The sequence below is a fragment of the Achromobacter sp. genome, assembly GCF_057314935.1.
In genome coordinates, this window is record NZ_DBHKZA010000002.1 from 112,880 (window position 1) to 130,820 (window position 17,941).

The 17,941-nt window shown below is 67.8% G+C and carries 17 protein-coding genes; 1 reads left to right on the forward strand and 16 read right to left on the reverse strand.

Annotated elements, in window-relative coordinates; all coding sequences use genetic code 11:
• The first annotated feature begins 59 nt into the window (after positions 1-59).
• On the forward strand, positions 60-1,433 hold the full coding sequence (locus ACO6D5_RS01260) for a 3-deoxy-D-arabino-heptulosonate 7-phosphate synthase (protein ID WP_485824408.1): 1,374 nt from the start codon (positions 60-62) through the stop codon (positions 1,431-1,433).
• Between the two features lie 24 nt (positions 1,434-1,457).
• Here the strand turns inward: ACO6D5_RS01260 and ACO6D5_RS01265 are convergent, their stop codons facing one another.
• From ACO6D5_RS01265 to ACO6D5_RS01340, 16 genes are all read right to left on the reverse strand, one after another.
• Entirely contained in the window at positions 1,458-2,345 is an 888-nt protein-coding gene (locus tag ACO6D5_RS01265; protein WP_485824409.1) for an aldo/keto reductase family oxidoreductase, read from the reverse strand.
• A 117-nt stretch (positions 2,346-2,462) separates the two neighbouring features.
• Entirely contained in the window at positions 2,463-4,670 is a 2,208-nt protein-coding gene (locus ACO6D5_RS01270; protein ID WP_485824410.1) for a rhodanese-like domain-containing protein, read from the reverse strand.
• A 111-nt stretch (positions 4,671-4,781) separates the two neighbouring features.
• Positions 4,782-5,711: a CysB family HTH-type transcriptional regulator gene (locus tag ACO6D5_RS01275; RefSeq protein ID WP_315846536.1), complete on the reverse strand. Its 930-nt coding sequence runs from the start codon at positions 5,709-5,711 to the stop codon at positions 4,782-4,784.
• Between the two features lie 9 nt (positions 5,712-5,720).
• Positions 5,721-6,071 carry a VOC family protein gene (locus ACO6D5_RS01280; protein WP_315846537.1) on the reverse strand — a complete coding sequence of 117 codons (351 nt, stop codon included), beginning with the start codon at positions 6,069-6,071 and terminating at the stop codon, positions 5,721-5,723.
• A gap of 122 nt (positions 6,072-6,193) precedes the next feature.
• The gene (gene metC / locus ACO6D5_RS01285; protein WP_485824411.1) at positions 6,194-7,408 is read right to left on the reverse strand and encodes a cystathionine beta-lyase; all 1,215 of its coding nucleotides are present in this window, start codon (positions 7,406-7,408) and stop codon (positions 6,194-6,196) included.
• Positions 7,405-8,031, reverse strand: coding sequence for a cysteine dioxygenase family protein (locus tag ACO6D5_RS01290; protein WP_485824412.1), 627 nt, complete (start codon positions 8,029-8,031; stop codon positions 7,405-7,407). Before ACO6D5_RS01290 ends, metC begins: the two co-directional genes overlap by 4 nt.
• Before the next feature lie 19 nt (positions 8,032-8,050).
• A complete protein-coding gene (locus tag ACO6D5_RS01295; RefSeq protein ID WP_485824413.1) occupies positions 8,051-8,881 on the reverse strand; it encodes an amino acid ABC transporter ATP-binding protein in 831 nt (276 codons plus the stop codon).
• On the reverse strand, positions 8,868-9,686 hold the full coding sequence (locus tag ACO6D5_RS01300; RefSeq protein WP_315846956.1) for an amino acid ABC transporter permease: 819 nt from the start codon (positions 9,684-9,686) through the stop codon (positions 8,868-8,870). Before ACO6D5_RS01300 ends, ACO6D5_RS01295 begins: the two co-directional genes overlap by 14 nt.
• Positions 9,676-10,413 (reverse strand): amino acid ABC transporter permease, encoded by a 738-nt coding sequence (locus ACO6D5_RS01305; protein ID WP_088588113.1) that lies wholly within the window; start codon positions 10,411-10,413, stop codon positions 9,676-9,678. Before ACO6D5_RS01305 ends, ACO6D5_RS01300 begins: the two co-directional genes overlap by 11 nt.
• Positions 10,410-11,657 (reverse strand): pyridoxal phosphate-dependent aminotransferase, encoded by a 1,248-nt coding sequence (locus ACO6D5_RS01310; RefSeq protein ID WP_485824414.1) that lies wholly within the window; start codon positions 11,655-11,657, stop codon positions 10,410-10,412. The genes ACO6D5_RS01305 and ACO6D5_RS01310 overlap by 4 nt, the downstream gene beginning before the upstream one ends.
• Entirely contained in the window at positions 11,654-13,078 is a 1,425-nt protein-coding gene (locus ACO6D5_RS01315; RefSeq protein ID WP_485824415.1) for an FAD-binding oxidoreductase, read from the reverse strand. Before ACO6D5_RS01315 ends, ACO6D5_RS01310 begins: the two co-directional genes overlap by 4 nt.
• Entirely contained in the window at positions 13,075-13,947 is an 873-nt protein-coding gene (locus tag ACO6D5_RS01320) for a transporter substrate-binding domain-containing protein (protein WP_315846959.1), read from the reverse strand. Before ACO6D5_RS01320 ends, ACO6D5_RS01315 begins: the two co-directional genes overlap by 4 nt.
• Before the next feature lie 46 nt (positions 13,948-13,993).
• The gene (locus tag ACO6D5_RS01325) at positions 13,994-14,830 is read right to left on the reverse strand and encodes a transporter substrate-binding domain-containing protein (RefSeq protein ID WP_315846960.1); all 837 of its coding nucleotides are present in this window, start codon (positions 14,828-14,830) and stop codon (positions 13,994-13,996) included.
• Positions 14,831-14,981: 151 nt separating this feature from the next.
• Positions 14,982-16,016 carry a Bug family tripartite tricarboxylate transporter substrate binding protein gene (locus tag ACO6D5_RS01330; RefSeq protein WP_485824416.1) on the reverse strand — a complete coding sequence of 345 codons (1,035 nt, stop codon included), beginning with the start codon at positions 16,014-16,016 and terminating at the stop codon, positions 14,982-14,984.
• On the reverse strand, positions 16,013-16,942 hold the full coding sequence (locus ACO6D5_RS01335; RefSeq protein ID WP_485824417.1) for a TauD/TfdA dioxygenase family protein: 930 nt from the start codon (positions 16,940-16,942) through the stop codon (positions 16,013-16,015). The genes ACO6D5_RS01330 and ACO6D5_RS01335 overlap by 4 nt, the downstream gene beginning before the upstream one ends.
• 95 nt (positions 16,943-17,037) lie before the next feature.
• Complete coding sequence (locus tag ACO6D5_RS01340; protein ID WP_315846963.1) at positions 17,038-17,937, reverse strand: alpha/beta hydrolase; 900 nt, start codon at positions 17,935-17,937, stop codon at positions 17,038-17,040.
• Positions 17,938-17,941: the final 4 nt, after the last annotated feature.

Genomic DNA, 17,941 nt, shown 5'->3' on the forward strand with positions numbered 1-17,941 from the left:
AGGTCGAATCAACGACATGCGACACTGCACGACATTGCTCCGATCCTCGACTTGCGCCAATGCCCCTGCCGCCCTGCTCGCCGTTGCTTGAAGACCTTCTTCGCGCCGTGCCGCGCCGCTACCGCGTTCCGGAGACGCTTGACGAGGTCGCGACAATGCGCAACGGCGGTTCGTCGACCGCGCTCGCCATCACCTTGGAACAAGCCCGCCAGGCGCTGGCCGCCGGGACACCCCCCGACGCAGCGACAAAACGGGGATTCATCCAGGCCCTGGCAAGATTGATCCATGAAGCCGTGCGCGCAGACGGCGGCGACCCCGCCTTCCAGGCCATCGTGCTGCGGCACCGCGCGCCGCAAGTGCGCGAATTCGCGCATCTTTCCACCACCGCCGAACAGGACCGCCGCCAGATCCATGCCGCCGTCAACGGCATCGCGCACCCCGCCAAGCTGCAGCGCATGACGCCGGGCCAGGACCGGGACGCGTTGGCCACATTGCAGGCCGCAGCGGCCGGCGCGTCGTGGACGACGCTGTCCGAGGCCGCGCAGCGGCTTCGGGCCATGCAGGAGAAAACCGAGGACCCCGCCGTCGAACGCGCGTTGGCCCGCCTGCTGGACGCCCCTGCCCTGGCGCGTTTGCAGCGCCTGGACGCCTTGACGCCGGATGGGCAGGTGCGGCTATACCAATCCTTATGGGATCGCCACGGGCCACGCTCCGGCAGCCAAACCGCGGCCGCGCAAGGTTCCGCCGCACAGCGCCGAGGCGCGGCCGTCGAAGCCTTGGCCAAAGCGGCACTGGACGCCTTGTCCCGACGGCTGAACGACGCCCAAAGCGGCCCGCCGCCCTTCCGCGTGGTGACCTCGATGCTGGTGCCGGCATCGATACCCGCCAGCGCCGAACGCGCCAAGAGCGAGTGGGACGCCGTGCTGCTGCGCCAAACGCACACGGACGCCGCCACGCCCGTTTGGGACGTCTGCCTGCTGCTTGAAGCGAAGGCGTCCATCGACGCGGCGACCGCGGACCTGCCCCGCCTGCAGCGGGGTTTGCGCCTGCTTGCACATGCCGACGAGCACGCCGTCTATCCGTTCCAGACCCGGCAAGGGGTCGTGCACCTGCGCGGCGCATCGCTCAGGGCGCTGCCGGCCGATTCGCCCGATCTGGCTCGCACGGTGCTTTATTGCTGCGATGCGCCCGCCGACACCGCGCCGCGCCTGCTCAGCGCCGCCAGCCGGATGCAACTGCTGTCCGCGCCGGCCAGCGTGGCGTATGCGTGCCAATTGACGGACAAGCAGCAGCCCGAACCCGACGCGCTGGAACCGGTATGGGCGCAATTGCTGGAATCGCCCCAATGGACGCCGGTGCTGCACCAGTACCCGATGCTGCGCCAGGTACGCGAATTGATGGTCCACGTGGATGACCTGTTGGCGGCGGTCTAGCGGCGCCGGCCTTGCGCCAGACCCTTAGTCCCCGCCCTTCGCGATCCCGTCCAACGCACGGATCTCCGCGCCCGGCAGCGCCAGCTTCGCCGCGGCCAGGTTCTCGCGCAGATGGGCCACCGACGACGTGCCCGGGATGACCAGAATGTTGGGCGCACGCTGCAGCAGCCATGCAATCGCCACTTGCATCGGTGTCGCCCCCACGCGTTGCGCCACGTCGGTCAGCGTGGCGGATTGCAGCGGGCTGAAGCCGCCCAGTGGAAAATACGGCACATAGGCGATGCCATCCTGCGCCAGCGCATCGATCAGCGCATCGTCATGACGGTGCGCCAGGTTGTACTGATTCTGCACGCAGACGATGTCGCATAGCCCGCGCCCTTCCTGGACCTGCGCGGCGGTCACGTTGCTCAGGCCAATGTGCCGGACCAGGCCGCGCTGCTGAAGCTTCACGAGCGCCGCCAGGGGCGCCGCGATCGAACCTTCCTCCGGCCCGTGCACGCCGAACATGATGCGCAGGTTCACGACGTCCAGCACATCCAGCCCCAGATTGCGCAGATTGTCCTCGACGGCGCTTTCCAGGTCTGCGGCGCCATCGGCGCGTATCCAAGACGCGTCCGCGCCCCGGCGGGCCCCGATCTTGGTGACCAGCACCAGATCGTCCGCATAGGGCGACAGCGCCTCGCGGATGATCTGATTGGTGACGTGGGGCCCGTAGAAGTCGCTGGTGTCGATATGGTTGACGCCATTGGCCACGGCCTCTCGCAGCACGGCCAACGCCGCTTCGCGGTTGCGCGGTGGCCCGAAGACCCCCGGTCCGGCCAGTTGCATCGCGCCATAGCCCAGGCGCTTGACCTGGCGGCTTCCCAGCGCGTAGGTGTCTTGGTCTTTGGCTTCTTGGTGTAGCGGCGGCATGTCGGATCTCCTGGGCGAAACGCACAGATTAGCCCTTTCCGCAGCCGTGGATAATCAGGCAAAAATGGCCCTGACGCACAGCGTGCATCAAGGCCCTGCCGTCCGCCCCCCGCCTGCCTACCCCGCCGCGATCAGCCGGATGCCGCCGCCGCCGTCCCGTTCCAGTTGCGCCACCAGCCCCAGCTCCCAATCCAGGTACTCGCGGAACCCCTGGTCCCGGGCCGACAGGTCATCGAACAGATACGGGCTGATGCTCTGGTCGTCGTCGCCGGTCAACACGCCCTGCGCCCCCGTTGCAAGCGCCAGGCCCTGCCCCTTCCAGGCCCGCGTGCCACCCAGCAAGTACTGCACCGGGCGCTTGCCGCGCCAGGCCAGTTCGGCCGCCACGGTGCTGGCCAGCACGCCGTCGGACGACGTCACGACAACGGTACGTTGATCGTCCGGCGACAGGAACTCCGCCAGGCGGTCCGGCGCCGCGAAACGCGCGCCGGGCACATGGCCGCGCTCATAGGCCACACGCGAGTCCACGTCGAACACGATGGCCTCGTCCGCATCCAGCGCAGTCCGCAGCGCCGCTGCGCGCAGGCCCGGGGCGTCCGGCCGATGACGCAGTACCCGGCGCGGCTCGGGGCCGCTTTGCACGGGCGCCAGCGTGGGCGGCTGATACAGATAGACCTCGACCGCGCCCAATTGCGCCAGCCAGGCGCCGGTGGTCAGCGCGCGCACGCCGTCCCAATCCGCCAGCACGACGCGCGCGCGGCGTGTCGCCAGGTACTCGTCGGTGGCCTGCACCAGTTGGCCGCCCGGCGCCCAGCGCCAGCTTTCCAGATGCCCGGTCTCGTATTCCTCGCGGGTGCGCACGTCGAACTTGTAGAGCGTGCGCGTCGCCTGTTCCGCCTCGAACGCGGCGAGCGTCGCCGCGTCGATGTACCCGATGCCGGCGCGTTGCGCCACGTCGCGGGCTTGTTCGCGCGCGGCGGCCAGCGCGGCTACGCCCGGCTCCGGCAAGGCCGCGTGGCGGCCATAAGCCAGTTCCCGGCCCGACAGCAGCCATTCCATCGTGCCATTGCGCAAGGAGGCGACGCGGTTCGGGATGCCGGCGTCGATCAGCGTCTGCGCCCCGACGATGCTGCGGGTTCGGCCCGCGCAATTGACCACCACGAAGGTCTTGGGATCGGGCGCCAGTTCGCGGATGCGGTAGACCAGTTCCGCCCCCGGCAGGCTGTGCGAGAACGGCAGCGTGAAGTTGTGGAATTCTTCAGGCGTGCGGCTGTCGACCACGACGATATCGTCGCCGCGCGCCACGCGCTCGTGCAGTTCCTCGACGTCGATCCAGGGCGTATGCTTCTCATGTTCGATGACCTCGCCGAACGCCTTGCTGGGCACGTTCGTGCCCGAGAACAGTTCCAGGCCGGCGCGCTCCCAGCCATCCGTCCCGCCGGCCAGCACCGACACGTCGGTCCACCCCAGGCGGGTCAGTTTGGCCGCGGCCTGATGCGCCTGAGTCTCGTCGTCGTCCACCAGCACGATGCGGGTGTCGCGGCGCGGCACCAGCCGGTCGGCCAGCAGTTCCAGGCGCCACAGGGGCGCCGGCACGGCATGCAGCAGGTGGCGGCGGGCATAGCGGCCGGCTTCCCGCACGTCCAGCACGGCGATCTCGGCCTCGCCGCGCAGTTCGTCCTGCAGTTCCTGCGGCGACAGGCGTGCATGGTAGATGGCTGCGGGCGGCGAAAACGTCCGGTACGTGCCGCCCGCGGTGCTTTCGAACACCACGCGGCCGTGCAGCCGGTCCAGCGCCAGCCCATAGAAATGCAGATGCGCGCCGGGCTCGTCACCGACCAGTTCGATGGTGTGCACGTCGCCCGGGCCCAGCACGATCGAACTGCCGGGGCCCACGTCCACGCGCCGCACATGGGTCAAGGTATCGCGCAGCGGATCCTGGGTGGACGTGCGCGCATAGACCTCGTTGCGCTCGTTGCCGTTCACCCCGGCAATGATGGCCCACGTCGTATGGTCATGCGGCGGCTGCGCCTTGCCCGGGTCGCCCAGCGACAGGTACAGCGCATAGCCGCCGTCGATGTCCTCGGCCAGACGATAAATCGAGGTCGGGCGGCCCGGCACGACGGCAAACGCTTCGGAGGAAAACAGGTCGCGGCGTTGCCCCAGCGCTTCCAGCAGCGTCGCCACCCGGGCCAGTTGCGCGGCCGTGGCTTGCGCCGCATCGGGCGCCAGTTGCCTGACCTGGGCGATGAAGGCGCGCACGGCCTGTGCGCGTTCGGTGTGCTTGCTGAGGGCCGGCGCGGCCGTTTGGGCAGAGGTGCTCATGGGATGACCTGGACTTCCTGAAATGAAGAGAAGTCCAGGCTACGTGCGCGCCCCGGACGCAGCAACGTAGAAATGCGTCTATGGATATGCGGCTTGCGGTGCGACGCGGCGTCAGGCCTCGCCCTTCAACTCGCGGTCCACGACGTCGCGCGTCAGCGTCGGCACGAACATCTCGATGAAATGGAAGGCGTAGCCACGCAGCCATGCACCGCGGCGGATGGCCAGCCGCGTCAGGTTGATCTCGAACAGGTGGCGCGCATCGAGGGCGGTCAGGCGGGTATCGCGTTCGGCGTCCCAGGCCACCGCGGCCACGATGCCCACGCCCAGCTCCAGTTCCACATACGTCTTGATCACATCGGCGTCCATCGCAGTCATCACGATATCGGGCGTGATGCCCGCCCGGGCGAAGGCCTCGTCGATATGGGCGCGCCCGGTATAGCCGCGCCCATACGTGATGAGCGGATAGCGCGACAGTTGCGACAGGCTGACGCCGTCATGCTCGCGCGCCAGCGGGTGGCCGCGCGGCACGATGATGCTGTGGCTCCATCGGTAGCAAGGCAGATTCACCAGCCCGGGATAGTCCGCCACGGCCTCGGTCGCCACGCCGATGTCGGCCTCGCCTTCCAGCAGCATTTCAGACACCTGCTTGGGCGAGCCCTGATGCAGATGCAGCACCACGTCGGGATAGCGCTGCCGGAATTCCTTGATGACGGGCGGCAACGCGTAGCGCGCCTGCGAATGCGTGGCCGCGATCGACAGCACGCCCTTGCGGCTGTCGGCGTATTCCGCGCCCGCGTGCCGGATGTTGTCGGCGCATTGCAGGATCTGCTCCACCAGCGGCAGGATCAGTTCACCGGGCGGCGTCAAACCGATCAGCCGCTTGCCCGAGCGCACGAAGATGTCGACACCCACCTCTTCCTCCAGCTCGCGTATCTGGCGGCTGACGCCGGGCTGGGACGTGTGCAGGCTTTCGGAGACGTCGGTCAGGTTGAAGTCCTGGCGCACGGCTTCGCGCACCGACCGCAGTTGCTGGAAATTCATCGCGCGCCTTCAGCCCAGAAAGGCCAGTTGATTGCCGGACGGGTCCTTCACATACATGACGCGCGGCAACGCATCGGGCAGCGAACAGACGGGGTGGTGCCCGGCCTGGCGCAAGCGCGCCAGGATCTCGTCGTAGGCAGGAGTATTGATGGCCAGATAGTCGGGCTTGACGGCGCGGCTGACTTCGGCCACGGGCGACAGGGACAACGTGGCCCCGCCCAGCGAAAAAAGCAGGCGCTGGCCGTCGGCGCCCGCCACCTCTTCCAGGCCGATCACGCGGTGATAGAAATCCCGGACCGCTTCCGCCCGGCGCGACAAGAACGGAAGCTGTACCGATTCAATCGAAAGAAATGGAGTCATGCCCTGCTGCCAGCCATGGAACAAGGCAAATTCTAGTACCCGGGGGTACAACCGGACAAAGAGGTTGTAATTGCTTCTACATAGCCAGAAACCCTAAAGCGCAAGGCTTATTTGCATATGCCTCAGGCGCTGCGGCGCAGTGCGTCACGCGTGGCGGCGAAAGCGCGATCCAGGTCACCGATCAGGTCCAATGGGCTTTCCAGGCCGATATGCAGGCGCACGACAGACGCCTTTCCCGCGCCCTGCTGCCAGACGCTGTGTTCGGCCAAACGCTCGGGCGAGGCCTCCAGCGCCAGGCTTTCATAGCCGCCCCAGGACGCGCCAATGGAAAAGTACTGCAACGCATCGATGAAGCGCGACGCGGCCGCCGGATCCGGGTTGCCGAACGCGAACGACACCAGGCCGCTTGCGCCGCTGAAGTCGCGCCGCCACAGCGCATGGCCCGCGTCTTGCGCCAGGGCCGGGTAGTACACGCGCGCCACGTCCGCGTGCCGCGCCAGGTATTCGGCCACGGCCAGCGCATTGGTCTGATGGCGCGCCAGCCGCACGTCCAGCGTGCGCAGGCCGCGCAAGGTCAGATACGCATCGTCCGCGCCCACGGACAGGCCCAGCGCGTCGTACGCCACGCCGATCTGCTGCGCCAGTTCCGCGCTGTCCACGGTGACCACCCCCATCATCACGTCCGAATGTCCGGCCAGGTATTTGGTGGCCGCCTGGATCGAGATGTTCGCGCCCAGCGCCAGCGGCTGGTAGTACAGACCGCCGCTCCAGGTATTGTCGGCCGCGACCAGCACGCCATGGCGCCGCGCCGTGGCAGCCAGCGCGGGCAGGTCCAGCACTTCGAACAGCAGCGAACTGGGGGATTCCAGATACAGCAGCCGCGTGTTGGGCCGGATGCGCGATTCCAGCGCATCCTGCGCGGGCGAGAAGTACTCGACCTCGATGCCATAGCGTTGCAGCAGCGACTTGTCGACCTTGCGCACGGGCGAATAAACGCTGTCGGCCACCAGCGCATGGTCGCCCGGCGCCAGCGTCGCCAACAGCACCAGCGCAATCGCCGACAGGCCGGAGGGCGCCAGCACCGTCCGGTAGCCGCCCTCCAGCGAGGCCACCGCCTCCTCCAGCGCCTGGTGGGTATCCAGCCCGTGACGCCCGTACGTCGCCACGCGATCACCTGCGGCGCGCTGCTTGTTCAGGGCGGCATGGGTGGCGGTATCGGCAAAGCGCACGGTGCTGGTGCGCACCACCGGCACGTTCACCGGCCCCGAGCCGCCCTTCAATTCCGGCGATCCGGCATGCACCAGCCGGGTCTGCACTTGCGCGTGGTCGAGGCTCATGCGCGCACCTCTTGGCCGGGCTTCATCTGGGTGGCGTTGTAGTTCAGGATCTGGCCGGTGGCCAGATCGATGCCGATGCGCCCCGACAATGTTTCCAGCGGCTGCCCGTAAAGGTGGAAATGCAGCGTCGGCGTGTCGCCGGTGACGTGGATGCTATGGATGTCGTCGGCCAGGAACGACACGGACTGCCCGGGTTGCACCACCACCTCGCGCACCTGCTCCAGCGTGGCGCGCCCTTCCTGCGAGCCGTCGTCACTACGGCGGTACACGCGATTCAATTCCTGCCCATGCAGCGCCACGATGGCGGCCCAGGTCGTATGGTTATGCGGCAGCGTGGTCTTGCCCGGATTGATCGAATTCAGATACAGCGCCGGCACGCCGGGCGCATCGTCGGGGTTCAGGCGGTAGCGGGTGGACGCGCCCACCCCCTGCCCGGCCGCGGGCGGCGGGAAGTCGGCCACGGGAAACAGCTCCTGGCGCTGCGCCAGTTGCTCCAGGCGCGCGGTCACCGCGGCCAGCCCCTCACGAGTCACAGGGCTGTCGCCCAGCAGGCGTTGGATATCGGACAGCGCCGCCTGCACCTGCTGGCGGCGTTCTTTGGAAATTGCGGATTCAGTGCTCATGGTCAGACTCCAGTGGGGATCACACCGCCAGGCGCAGCGGATCGAATGTCAGGTAGCTTGCGATAGGGTCAGGCGAGGATTGACGGGCCACGGCGGCGCCGGACGAACGCTGCAGGAAGGCGCGTGTGCGTTCGCTTTGCAGCGAACCGAAGATGCGCGACGGGGGGCCGGATTCCACGATGCGGCCCGCCTCGGTGAAGTACACGGTGTCGCTCACCTCTTCCGCAAAGCGCATCTCATGCGTCACCAGCATGCAGGTCAGGCCGTCCTGCACCAGGTCGCGGATCACGGTCAGCACCTCCCCTACCATCTCGGGATCCAGCGCGGAGGTCACTTCGTCGAACAGGATCAGTTCGGGCTGCAGCGTCAGCGCGCGCGCGATGGCCACCCGCTGCTGCTGGCCGCCCGATAGCTCACCCGGGTAGGCGCGTTCCTTGTGGTCCATGCGCACCTTGGCCAGCAGCTCGCGGGCGCGCGCCTCGGCCTGCGCCCGCGGCTGCCCGCCCACCTTGATGGGCGATATCACCAGATTCTCCAGCACGCTCAGGTGCGGGAACAGGTTGTATTGCTGGAAGACGAAGCCCACGCGCTTGCGCAGCGCGATGAAGTCCGTTTCCGTCTTCAGGCCGTCCACGCGCACGCCGCCCACCTGGATCGAACCGCGCTGCGGACGCAGCAGGCCGGTGATGCAGCGCAGGATGGTCGATTTGCCCGAGCCGGACGGCCCGATGATGGACACCGCCTGCCCCGGCTTGACCTCCACGTCGATGCCCTTGAGCACTTCGGTATCGCCGAAAGCCAGGTGGACGTCCCGCAGGCTGACCAGCGGGGAAATATCAGTAGTGCTCATGGCGTCGTTCCAGATACCGCGTCCAACGCGCGATGGGATAGCAATAGGCGAAGAAAAGCGCCAATAGCGTGAAATAGACCAGGATGGTGAAGTCGCTGCGCGCGACGGTGTTGCTGGCGACGGTGGCCGTGTCGACGAGATCGTGCACGCCCACCAGCGAGGCCAGCGACGTGCTCATGGTGATGCTGGCCATCAGGTTCATCCAGGACGGCAGCATCCGCCGCACGCACTGCGGCAACACGATCATCCGGAAGATCTGCGTGCGCTTGAACGCCAGCGACTGCGCGGCCTCCCATTGCGCGCTGGGAATCGACTGGATCGCGCCGCGGAAGATTTCGGCCACGTTGGCGCTGGCGGGCAGCCCCAGCCCGATCACGACTTTGATCCAGTCCGGGAACGGCAGATACCACCCCGCCAGGTTCACCTCGAACGGGAACACATAGGTCGTGAAATACACCAGCACCAGGATGGGCGCATTGCGAAACAGCAGCACGTACGCGCGCGTGATGCGCCGCAGCAGCCGGGACGGCGACAGGGACAATGCGCCCACCACCAGCCCGACCACCGTGCCCAAGGCCATCGCCAGCACGCTGATCTGGATGTTCATCCCCAGGCCGCGCAGCAACGCTGGCGACCAATGCCACAGCGCCTGCACGGCGGCAGGCGTGGTGCCTGTCACGGCCCACACGACGCCCAGCGCCACCAGCGCCAGCAACAGCCCGAACCACGGGTCGCGCAGCAAGGCCGGCAGGAAACGCCCGGCGGCCTGCGCGCGGCCGGCCTGCAATGCAAGGTCATTGGCCATAGCCGGGCATCCTCAAACGGTCTTCCAGCCAGCGGCCCGCCACGCTGACCAGCCAGGTCAGCAAGCCGAAGTACAGCAGGATCAGCAGCAGCAGCTCCAGCACGTTGTCGCGGTGCGACCAGATCATGATGGACTCATAGGTCACGTCGCCCACCGCGATGGCCGACGCGATGGCGGTCATCTTCACCAGGTCCACCAGGTTGTTGACCAGTGCCGGCAAGGCAAAGCGCACCGCCAGCGGCAGCTGCACCTGCGTCAGGATCTGCCGCCGCGAGAACGCCAGCGACCGCGCGGCTTCCATCGTCACCTGCGGCACGGCCTCGATCCCTGCGCGCAGGGCTTCCGCATGGAACACGCCCTTGTGCAAGGCCACCACGATCACCACCCACGCAAACGGGGTGATCGGATTGCCGCCGCCCAGCTTCTGCGTGATCAGCATGTTCAGCACCAGGAACGCGCAGTACAGCTGCACCAGCGTGGGCGTATTGCGGGTGACTTCCACGAAGGCCTGCAACGGCCGCGCCAGCCACGGCCGGCCGCTGGTCAACGCCGCCGCGATCAGCACGCCGAACAGCAGGCTGACCGGAATGGTCCAGGCGCACAGTTGCAGCGTCACCAGCAGGCCGTGCCCGAACGCCGACAGTTCGCCCGGGTCCTGCACAAAGCTGTAGTTCAGGCCCAGCGGTTTGAAGAACGCCACCCAGGCATGCAACACCGAATCGATCATGCGGCGGCCTCCAGCGTCTGCGGCAGGGCCAACGCCGCCACCGCCCGGCCGATGCGTTCCAGCGCTGCGTCGATATTGGCGTCAGACGCGGCGAAGGACAGCCGCAGGTACGGCGACAGGCCGTACGCCGCGCCACGCACCACCGCCACGCCCTCGGATTCCAGCAGCCAGTCCACGACGTCGCCATCGTCTTCGATGCGCCGGCCGTCGGGGCGCGATGCACCGATCAGCCCGCCCACGCCGACCCAGGCGAAGAACGATCCCTGCGGCGCGTGCACCTGTACGCCGGGCACCGCGGCCAGGCCGTTCACGACCCGTTGCGCACGCCGCGCGTAGGCCTTGCGGGCGGTATCGACGAAGCCGTCCGCCGCGCCTTGCAAGGCCGCCAATGCGGCCGCCTGGCCCAGCGAGCTGGGGCCGGAAGACACCTGCGACTGCACCGCTTCCAGCGCATGGATCAAGGCCGCTGGGCCGGTGCCCCAGCCGATCCGCCACCCGGTCATGGCATAGGCCTTGGACACGCCGTTGACGACCAGCGTGCGGCCAGCCAGGTCGGGCGCGGCGCGCAACAGGTGCGCGGGCGGCTGGCCGAACCAGATCTCTTCGTACATCTCGTCCCACAGCACCAGCACCTGCGGCGCGGCCCGCAGCACTTGCGCCAGCGCCCGCAATTCGTCGGCGGTATAGACGGCGCCAGTCGGGTTGCCGGGCGAGTTCAGGATCAGCCACTTGGTGCGCGGCGTGATCGCCTCGCGCAATGCGTCGGGCGTCAGCTTGAAGCCGTCTTCGGCGCGCGTGCCGACGATCACCGGCACGCCGCCGTTGATGCGCACCGCGTCGGCGAACGTCGGCCAGTACGGGGCCGGAACGATGACCTCGTCGCCGTCGTCCAGGGTGGCGTTCAGCGCCAGGTAGATCACCTGCTTGCCGCCATTGGAAATGATGACGTTGGACGCGTCGACCTCCAGCCCGTGGCGCTGGCGGTAGCCATCCGCCACGGCGCGGCGCAGCGCCGCCGTGCCCGCGGTGGGGGTGTACTTGGTCTGGCCACGCTCCAGCGCCGCGCTGGCGGCATCCTTGATCGGGGCAGGCGTATCGAAATCGGGCTCGCCCGAGGTCAGCACGATGATCGAGCGGCCCTCGGCCGCCAGACGCGCGGCGCGAGCCCCGGCCGCGGCGATGGGTGACAACTCGGCGCTGCGGGCACGGCGGGACAACACGCCGGGAAAGAGGGTTTCGGTCATGACAGTACCTTTCCGGGATTCATCAGGTTCAAAGGGTCCAGCGCCTGCTTGATGCGGCGCATCAGGGTCAATTCCAGCGGGCTCTTGTATCGGGGCAGCGTGTCGCGCTTGACCTGGCCGATGCCATGTTCGGCGCTGATCGACCCGCCCTGCGCGTGCGCCTGCGCATGCACGAGATCGTGGATGCGGTCTTCCAGTTCGAACAGATGGCGCACGGGCCGCGAGGGATCGTGCGACACGTTGTAGTGCAGGTTGCCGTCGCCCAGATGGCCGAACGCCATTGGCCGCAGCCCCGGGTCCAACGCGCGCAACGCATCGGCCGCGCCGCGCAGAAATGCCGGCACGCGCGAGATCGGCACCGAGATGTCGTGCTTGACGTTGCCGCCGTCGCGCGCCTGCGCCAGGCCGATCGCCTCGTCGCGCAAGCGCCAGAACGCCGCCGACTGCTGCAGGTTGTGCGCGATCACCGCATCCGCCAAGAGGCCGGACTCCAGCGCCTCCTGCCCCAGGCGCAGCAACGCGGCGCCTGCCCCGTCGGGCGTTTCCGATGAAGCCTCCAGCAAGGCGTACCAGGGCTGGCCCAAGCCCGGTAGGGGCTGCGGCTGTTCTGGCACGTGGCTGGCCACCAGCTCCAGCACGGGCTGGCTGATCAGTTCAAAACCCGTCAACGCCGCGCCCAGACGCTGACGCGCCAACGACAGGAACGCCAATGCCGCGTCGATGGACGGAAAGCCGACGAAAGCACTGCCCTGCCCGCCCGGCAATGGATACAGCTTGAGCGTGGCCGCGGTGATGACGCCCAGCGTGCCCTCGCTGCCGATATACAGGTCGCGCAGCGAATAGCCGGTGTTGTCCTTGCGCAGGCCGCGCAGGCCGTCCCAGATCTCGCCTTCGGCGGTCACGACCTCCAGCCCCAGCGTCAGTTCCCGGGTATTGCCGTAGCGCAGCACTTGCGTGCCGCCCGCGTTGGTGGACAGGTTGCCGCCAATGGTGCAACTGCCTTCCGAGCCCAGGCTCAAGGGGAACAGTCGGTGGGCCTGGCGCGCGGCCGCCTGCACGGCGGCCAGCACACAGCCGGCCTGGACCGTGATGGTGTCGTTGTCGGTATCCAGCGCCAGCACCCGGTTCAGGCGGCCCAGCGACAGCAATACCGCCTGTCCTCCCGCGTCCGGTGTGGCGCCGCCCATCAAGCCGGTGTTGCCGCCCTGCGGCACGACCGGCACGCCCGCCGCGCGGCACAGGCGCAACACGGCCGCCACTTCCTCGGCATCCGCCGGACGCGCCACGGCCAGTGCCTGCCCGTGCAGGCGGCCGCGCTGGTCCGTCAGATACGGCGCGGCGTCCGCGCCTGTCCACACCCAGTCCTGCCCCAGCCGGGCACGCAGGGCGGCCAGCAGGGAATCGGCGACGCCCGCCGTCATGGCTTGGCCTGCGCCTCGGGCGGCGCGCTGTCGAATTTGCCGGCTTGCGCCTGCGCGGTCGCCTGCTTCAGATAGTCCGCCGGCACGCCATGGCGGTCGGCCTCCTTGACCAGCAAACCCGTCTTCAGCCAATCCTGGATCACGCCGTCGACAAAGGCGCGCGTATCGGCTTCGTTGCGGCGGGTCCAGATGACCGTCGGCGACGGGATCAACTGGTCGGAAGTGGCGAGTTCGAAGTCATTCCATTCCTTGCCGTTCGGGCCGTGCAAGGTCTCATACAGCGCCGGCTGGATGTGCACCGACGCGTCGCAGCTGCCGCCCTTGAGCGCCAGCAGCGATTCGGGGATGTTGCGCAGGCCCTTGACCACCGCGCCATAGGTGTCCTGCAAGGGCTTGGCGAAGTTGCTGCCTTGCGACACGCAGGCCACCTTGCCTTTCAGGTCTTCCCAGCGCTTGATGCCGCTTTTCTTCGACACCATCGCCGCGCCGCCCACCAGGTTATAGGGCGTGGGCGCGTAGCTCAGGATTTCGCTGCGCTCTTGCGTCCACTGGATGTTGGCGATCAACAGGTCGACCTTGCCGGCCTGCAGGAACTGCACGCGCGTGGACGCCGTGACCGGCACGGTTTCCAGCGTCACGCCCAGGCGCTTTGCAATGTCCGCGCCCAGTTCGGTCTGAAAGCCGCCGACCTTTCCGGTCGCCGGATCCAGGACGCCGAACGGCGGACTGGCCCCGTCCACGCCGATCACGATCTTGCCGCGTTGCTTGACCTTGTCCAACGTGGCGTCCGCCTGCGCGGCATTGCTGGCCAATCCGGCCAAACCCGCCAACGCAACTGCGGCGGCCGTCTTCCATCCTGTTGTCTTCATGCTGATGTGCCTCATTTCTACTTTCCGTCCCTTTCGCAGCCCGCGCTCAGCTGCCTTGCTTGTATTTCGCGTTCAGTTCCTGCAGCAGCGGCTGCGCCGGCTCGATACCCAGGCGCTTTTCCGTGGCGATCAGCCAGCCGGTGCGGTGCCAGTCCTGAACCACCTTGTCGACGGCGGCGATGGTGTCGGCCTCGCCCTTGCGCGTCCACACGACGGAATTGGCCGGCAGCACCTCGGTGGCGATGGGCGCGTGGTAGTCGGCCCATTCCGGATTGCTGCGCAGCAAGGGGTGAATCAGCGTGGAATCGTGCACGGCCGCCACGCACTGGCCGCCGCGCAATGCCAGCAGCGAATCGGATGAGCTCTTGTAGCCCTTGACCACGGCGCCGTAGTCGGCCGACAGGGGCTTGGCGAAGCTGCTGCCTTGCGACACGCACACGGGCTTGCCGCGCAGGTCTTCCCACTGGGTGATGCCGCTGGTTTTCAGGGTGGCCGCCGCGCCGCCGACCCGGAAGAACGGCGTGGGGGCATAGCCCAGGATCTCGGCGCGCTCCGGGTTCAGTTCCATGGATGCGATCAGCAAGTCCACCTTGCCGGAAATCAGGAACTGCGTGCGGGTGGCGGTCTGCACCTGCACCAGCTCCGCCTTCACCCCCAGGCCGCGGGCCAGCTCACGCGCCAGTTCCGGGTTCCAGCCCACCAGCTGCTGTGTGGCGGGGTCCAGCGAACCGAACACGCCGCCGTTGGCCAGCACGCCGATGGTGACGGTGCCCCGTTCCTTGATCTTGTCCAGGGTGGCGTCGGCGTGGGCGGAGCCGGCGGCCAAAGCCAGCGCCAGCGCGATTGCGGTGCGGGCTGCGCCCGGTATCTTGCGAATTGCCATGTTGTCGTCTTGTCGTATGCAGTGAACGGAGGTCCATGCTGCGTGCCGCGGGCCGGCAAGACAAAGAAGACTTTCAGATATCCATATGCGGGGCGACGTTTCCCCAGGGGAAGACGCGCCCGCGCTTATAACGATATGACACGAAGCCGCGCTACTTCAGCTTCACTTGCGCCGAAACGATCACGCGGCGATAGGTCGCGATGTCGTCGCGCACCGTCTGGTCCACGGCTTCGGGCGATGTCGCCGCAATGGTGAACCCCAGGTTTTCCAGCAGTGCCGCGGTCTCGGGTTCACGCAGCACCGCCACCACGTCGCGGTTGATGCGGTCCACGATGGCGCGCGGCGTCGAGGCCGGCACCGAGAACCCTTGCCAGCTTTCCACCACGTAGTCCGCCAGTCCGGCCTCCTGGATCGTCGGCACATCCGGCAGCGCCTTGGACCGGTACGGCGTGGTGACGGCCAAGGCCACCAGCTTGCCGTTGCGGACGTTCTCGGTGGCCGCGGCCAACGTGATCAGCATGGCGTCCACGTGCCCGCCCAGCACGTCCAGCGTGGCCGGCCCGCCGCCCGGGTAGGGAATCTGATTGGTCTTGGCGCCGATACGTTCGTTCAGCAGCTCCACCGCCAAATGCTGCAAGCTGCCGGTCCCGCCCGGCAAGGCCAGCGATATCTCCCCCGGCCGCTGCTTGACCAGCGCGACGAATTCCTGGAAGGTCTTCACGCCCAGCCCCGGCCGCACCACCAGCATTTGCGGATTCACAACCGCCTTGGTCACCCCCTGCAGGTCCTTGCCGGGGTCATAGGGCAGCTTGCCCGGCTGCAGGGCGTTCAGCGACAAGGCATCGCCGCTCAGCAGCAAGGTATAGCCATCGCCCCGCGCGTGCGCGACCGCCGCGTTGCCGATGGCGCTGCTGGCGCCGGGCTGGTTCTCGACCACCACGCTTTGGTGCCATTTCTCGCCCAGCTTCTGCGCCACCGTGCGCGCCAGCTTATCCGCGCTGCCGCCGGCCGAGACCGGGACGACGATCTTGACCGGGCGGTTCGGATAGCGGTTGGCGTCTTCACCCGGCACGGGCGCCGACCCCGCGAAATTGCTCAACAGCCCTGCCCCCAGCACCACGCCCGCCAGCAAGCCCAGGCCGGCGCGCCACGCCCGCTTGCCGGACAATGTTTGCTTGATACTCATGCCGCCGCTCCCGTGTCCACGCCGAACGCGCTGAACGGCTTGCCCAGCACGGCATTCGAATGCCGGCCGTCCACGCCCACGGGCACATCGCCCTCAAGCGTGATGCGGTACAGCACGCGCTCCACGTCCAGATAAGCGAAATCGCCCGGCCCCTGGTGCGCGGTGGCGCGGTTGTCCCAGAACGCGATGCTGCCGGGCTCCCAGCGGAAGCGCGCGGTGTACTCGGGCCGGGTGATTTCCTCGAAGAACAGGTTCAGCAGGTGGCGGCTTTCCTCTTCGTTCACGTCCTTGATGCGGCGCGTGAAGCCAGGGTTCACGAACAAGGCACGCTCGCCCGTTTCGGGCAGCACCCGCACCACGGGATGCTCGGACACCAGCGGGCTGGCTTGCACGCGTTGCGCGTAGACCGTCTGGTTGTCGAGATCGCCGTTGTAGCCGCCGAACTGGTGGCGTGCCCACAGCGTGTCGGCCAGCGCGCGCAACGCGGGCGACAAGTGCTCATAGGCCGCTACCAGGTTGGTGAAGACCGTGTCGCCGCCGTAAGCCGGCACCTGGCGCCCCGCGCGCAGAATGGATCCTGCCGGTGGATTGACCACGCCGGTCACGTCCGTGTGCCAGCGCTCGCCCCGCCGCCCCGTCGTCGATCTGGACGAGATCGTGCGGATCTGCGGATAGCCTTCAGGCGGATTGGCGTCGTACGGATGCGCCGAGGTCGGCCGCCCGAAATACTGCGCAAAAGCCAGATGCTGCGCGTGGTCGATGTGCTGGTCGCGGAAGAAGACCACCTTCCAGCGCAGCAGCGCCGCCCTGATCTGTTCGACCTCGTCGTCGCGCAATGGGCGGGTCAGGTCCACGCCGTGGATCTCGGCGCCGGTGAAGACGGAAAGCGGCCGGATCTCCAGCCGCGTGCGTGTTAGCGTGCTCATGGGCTGCCCCTGTCTGTTTGGTGAAAACAGGATAGGGGCGCCCCATGCGTGCAACAAATACCGATACGCAATGTGAAAATAGCGCGCGGCGCGTGCTAGGCGCGGCCCTGCGTCAGGAACGCCAACATGCGGCGCGCCAGTTCGCGCGGCTGCTCTTCGGGAAGATAGTGGCCGCAATCCTCCAGCACGCCGCCTTGCAGGTCTTGCGCCAAGGGCTTCAAGGCCTGGTGCAAATCCGGTGCGCTGCCCCGGTCCCCACCCAGCGCCAGCACCGGCACTGTCAGCGGCGTATCGCGCAGCGCCCGGTTCTGCGCCGCGTCTTCCACCGCCGCGCGGTAGTACCCCAGCATGCCCCGCAGGCCGCCCAAGGTTTGATACACGCGCTCGTACTCGTCGATATCCGCGCGGCTGAAGACCCCTGGCTTGTTGGCGGTCTTGCGCGAAAAGAACCACTCGATCAGGATGCGCTCGCGCCCGGCCAGCAAGGCTTCGGGCAGGTCCGGCACGCTGTTGAACAGGAAATGCCAGCTCTTCCAGTTGTCTGGCCCGAGCTCGATGGCGGGCTTCAACGTCACCCCGGGAATGTTGGCGTCCAGCAGCACCAGGCGCTCGACCTCGGCGGCGTAACGCGCCGCATACGGGTACGCGATCCAGGCGCCGATGTCATGGCCCGCCAGCGCGTAGCGCGTCAGGCCCATGGTGTGGAACAAGGCGCGCAGCCGCTCGCCGGCGGTGCGCGTATCGTAGCCATCCAGCGGCTTGTCCGAATCGCCCTGCCCGGGCAGGTCCACCGCGAACACGCGGAAATGTGGCGCCAAGAGCGGCATGACCCGGCGCCACGCGTACCAGCTCTGCGGAAAGCCCGCCAGCAGGATCAGCGCCGGGCCTGCGCCCCCTTCCACCACGTGATAACCCAGGCCGTCCACCGGGACCCGCCGATGCTGGAACGTCACGCCGTCCAACGCGAAGGCGTCCGGGCTTGCGAATGTGCTCATTGTC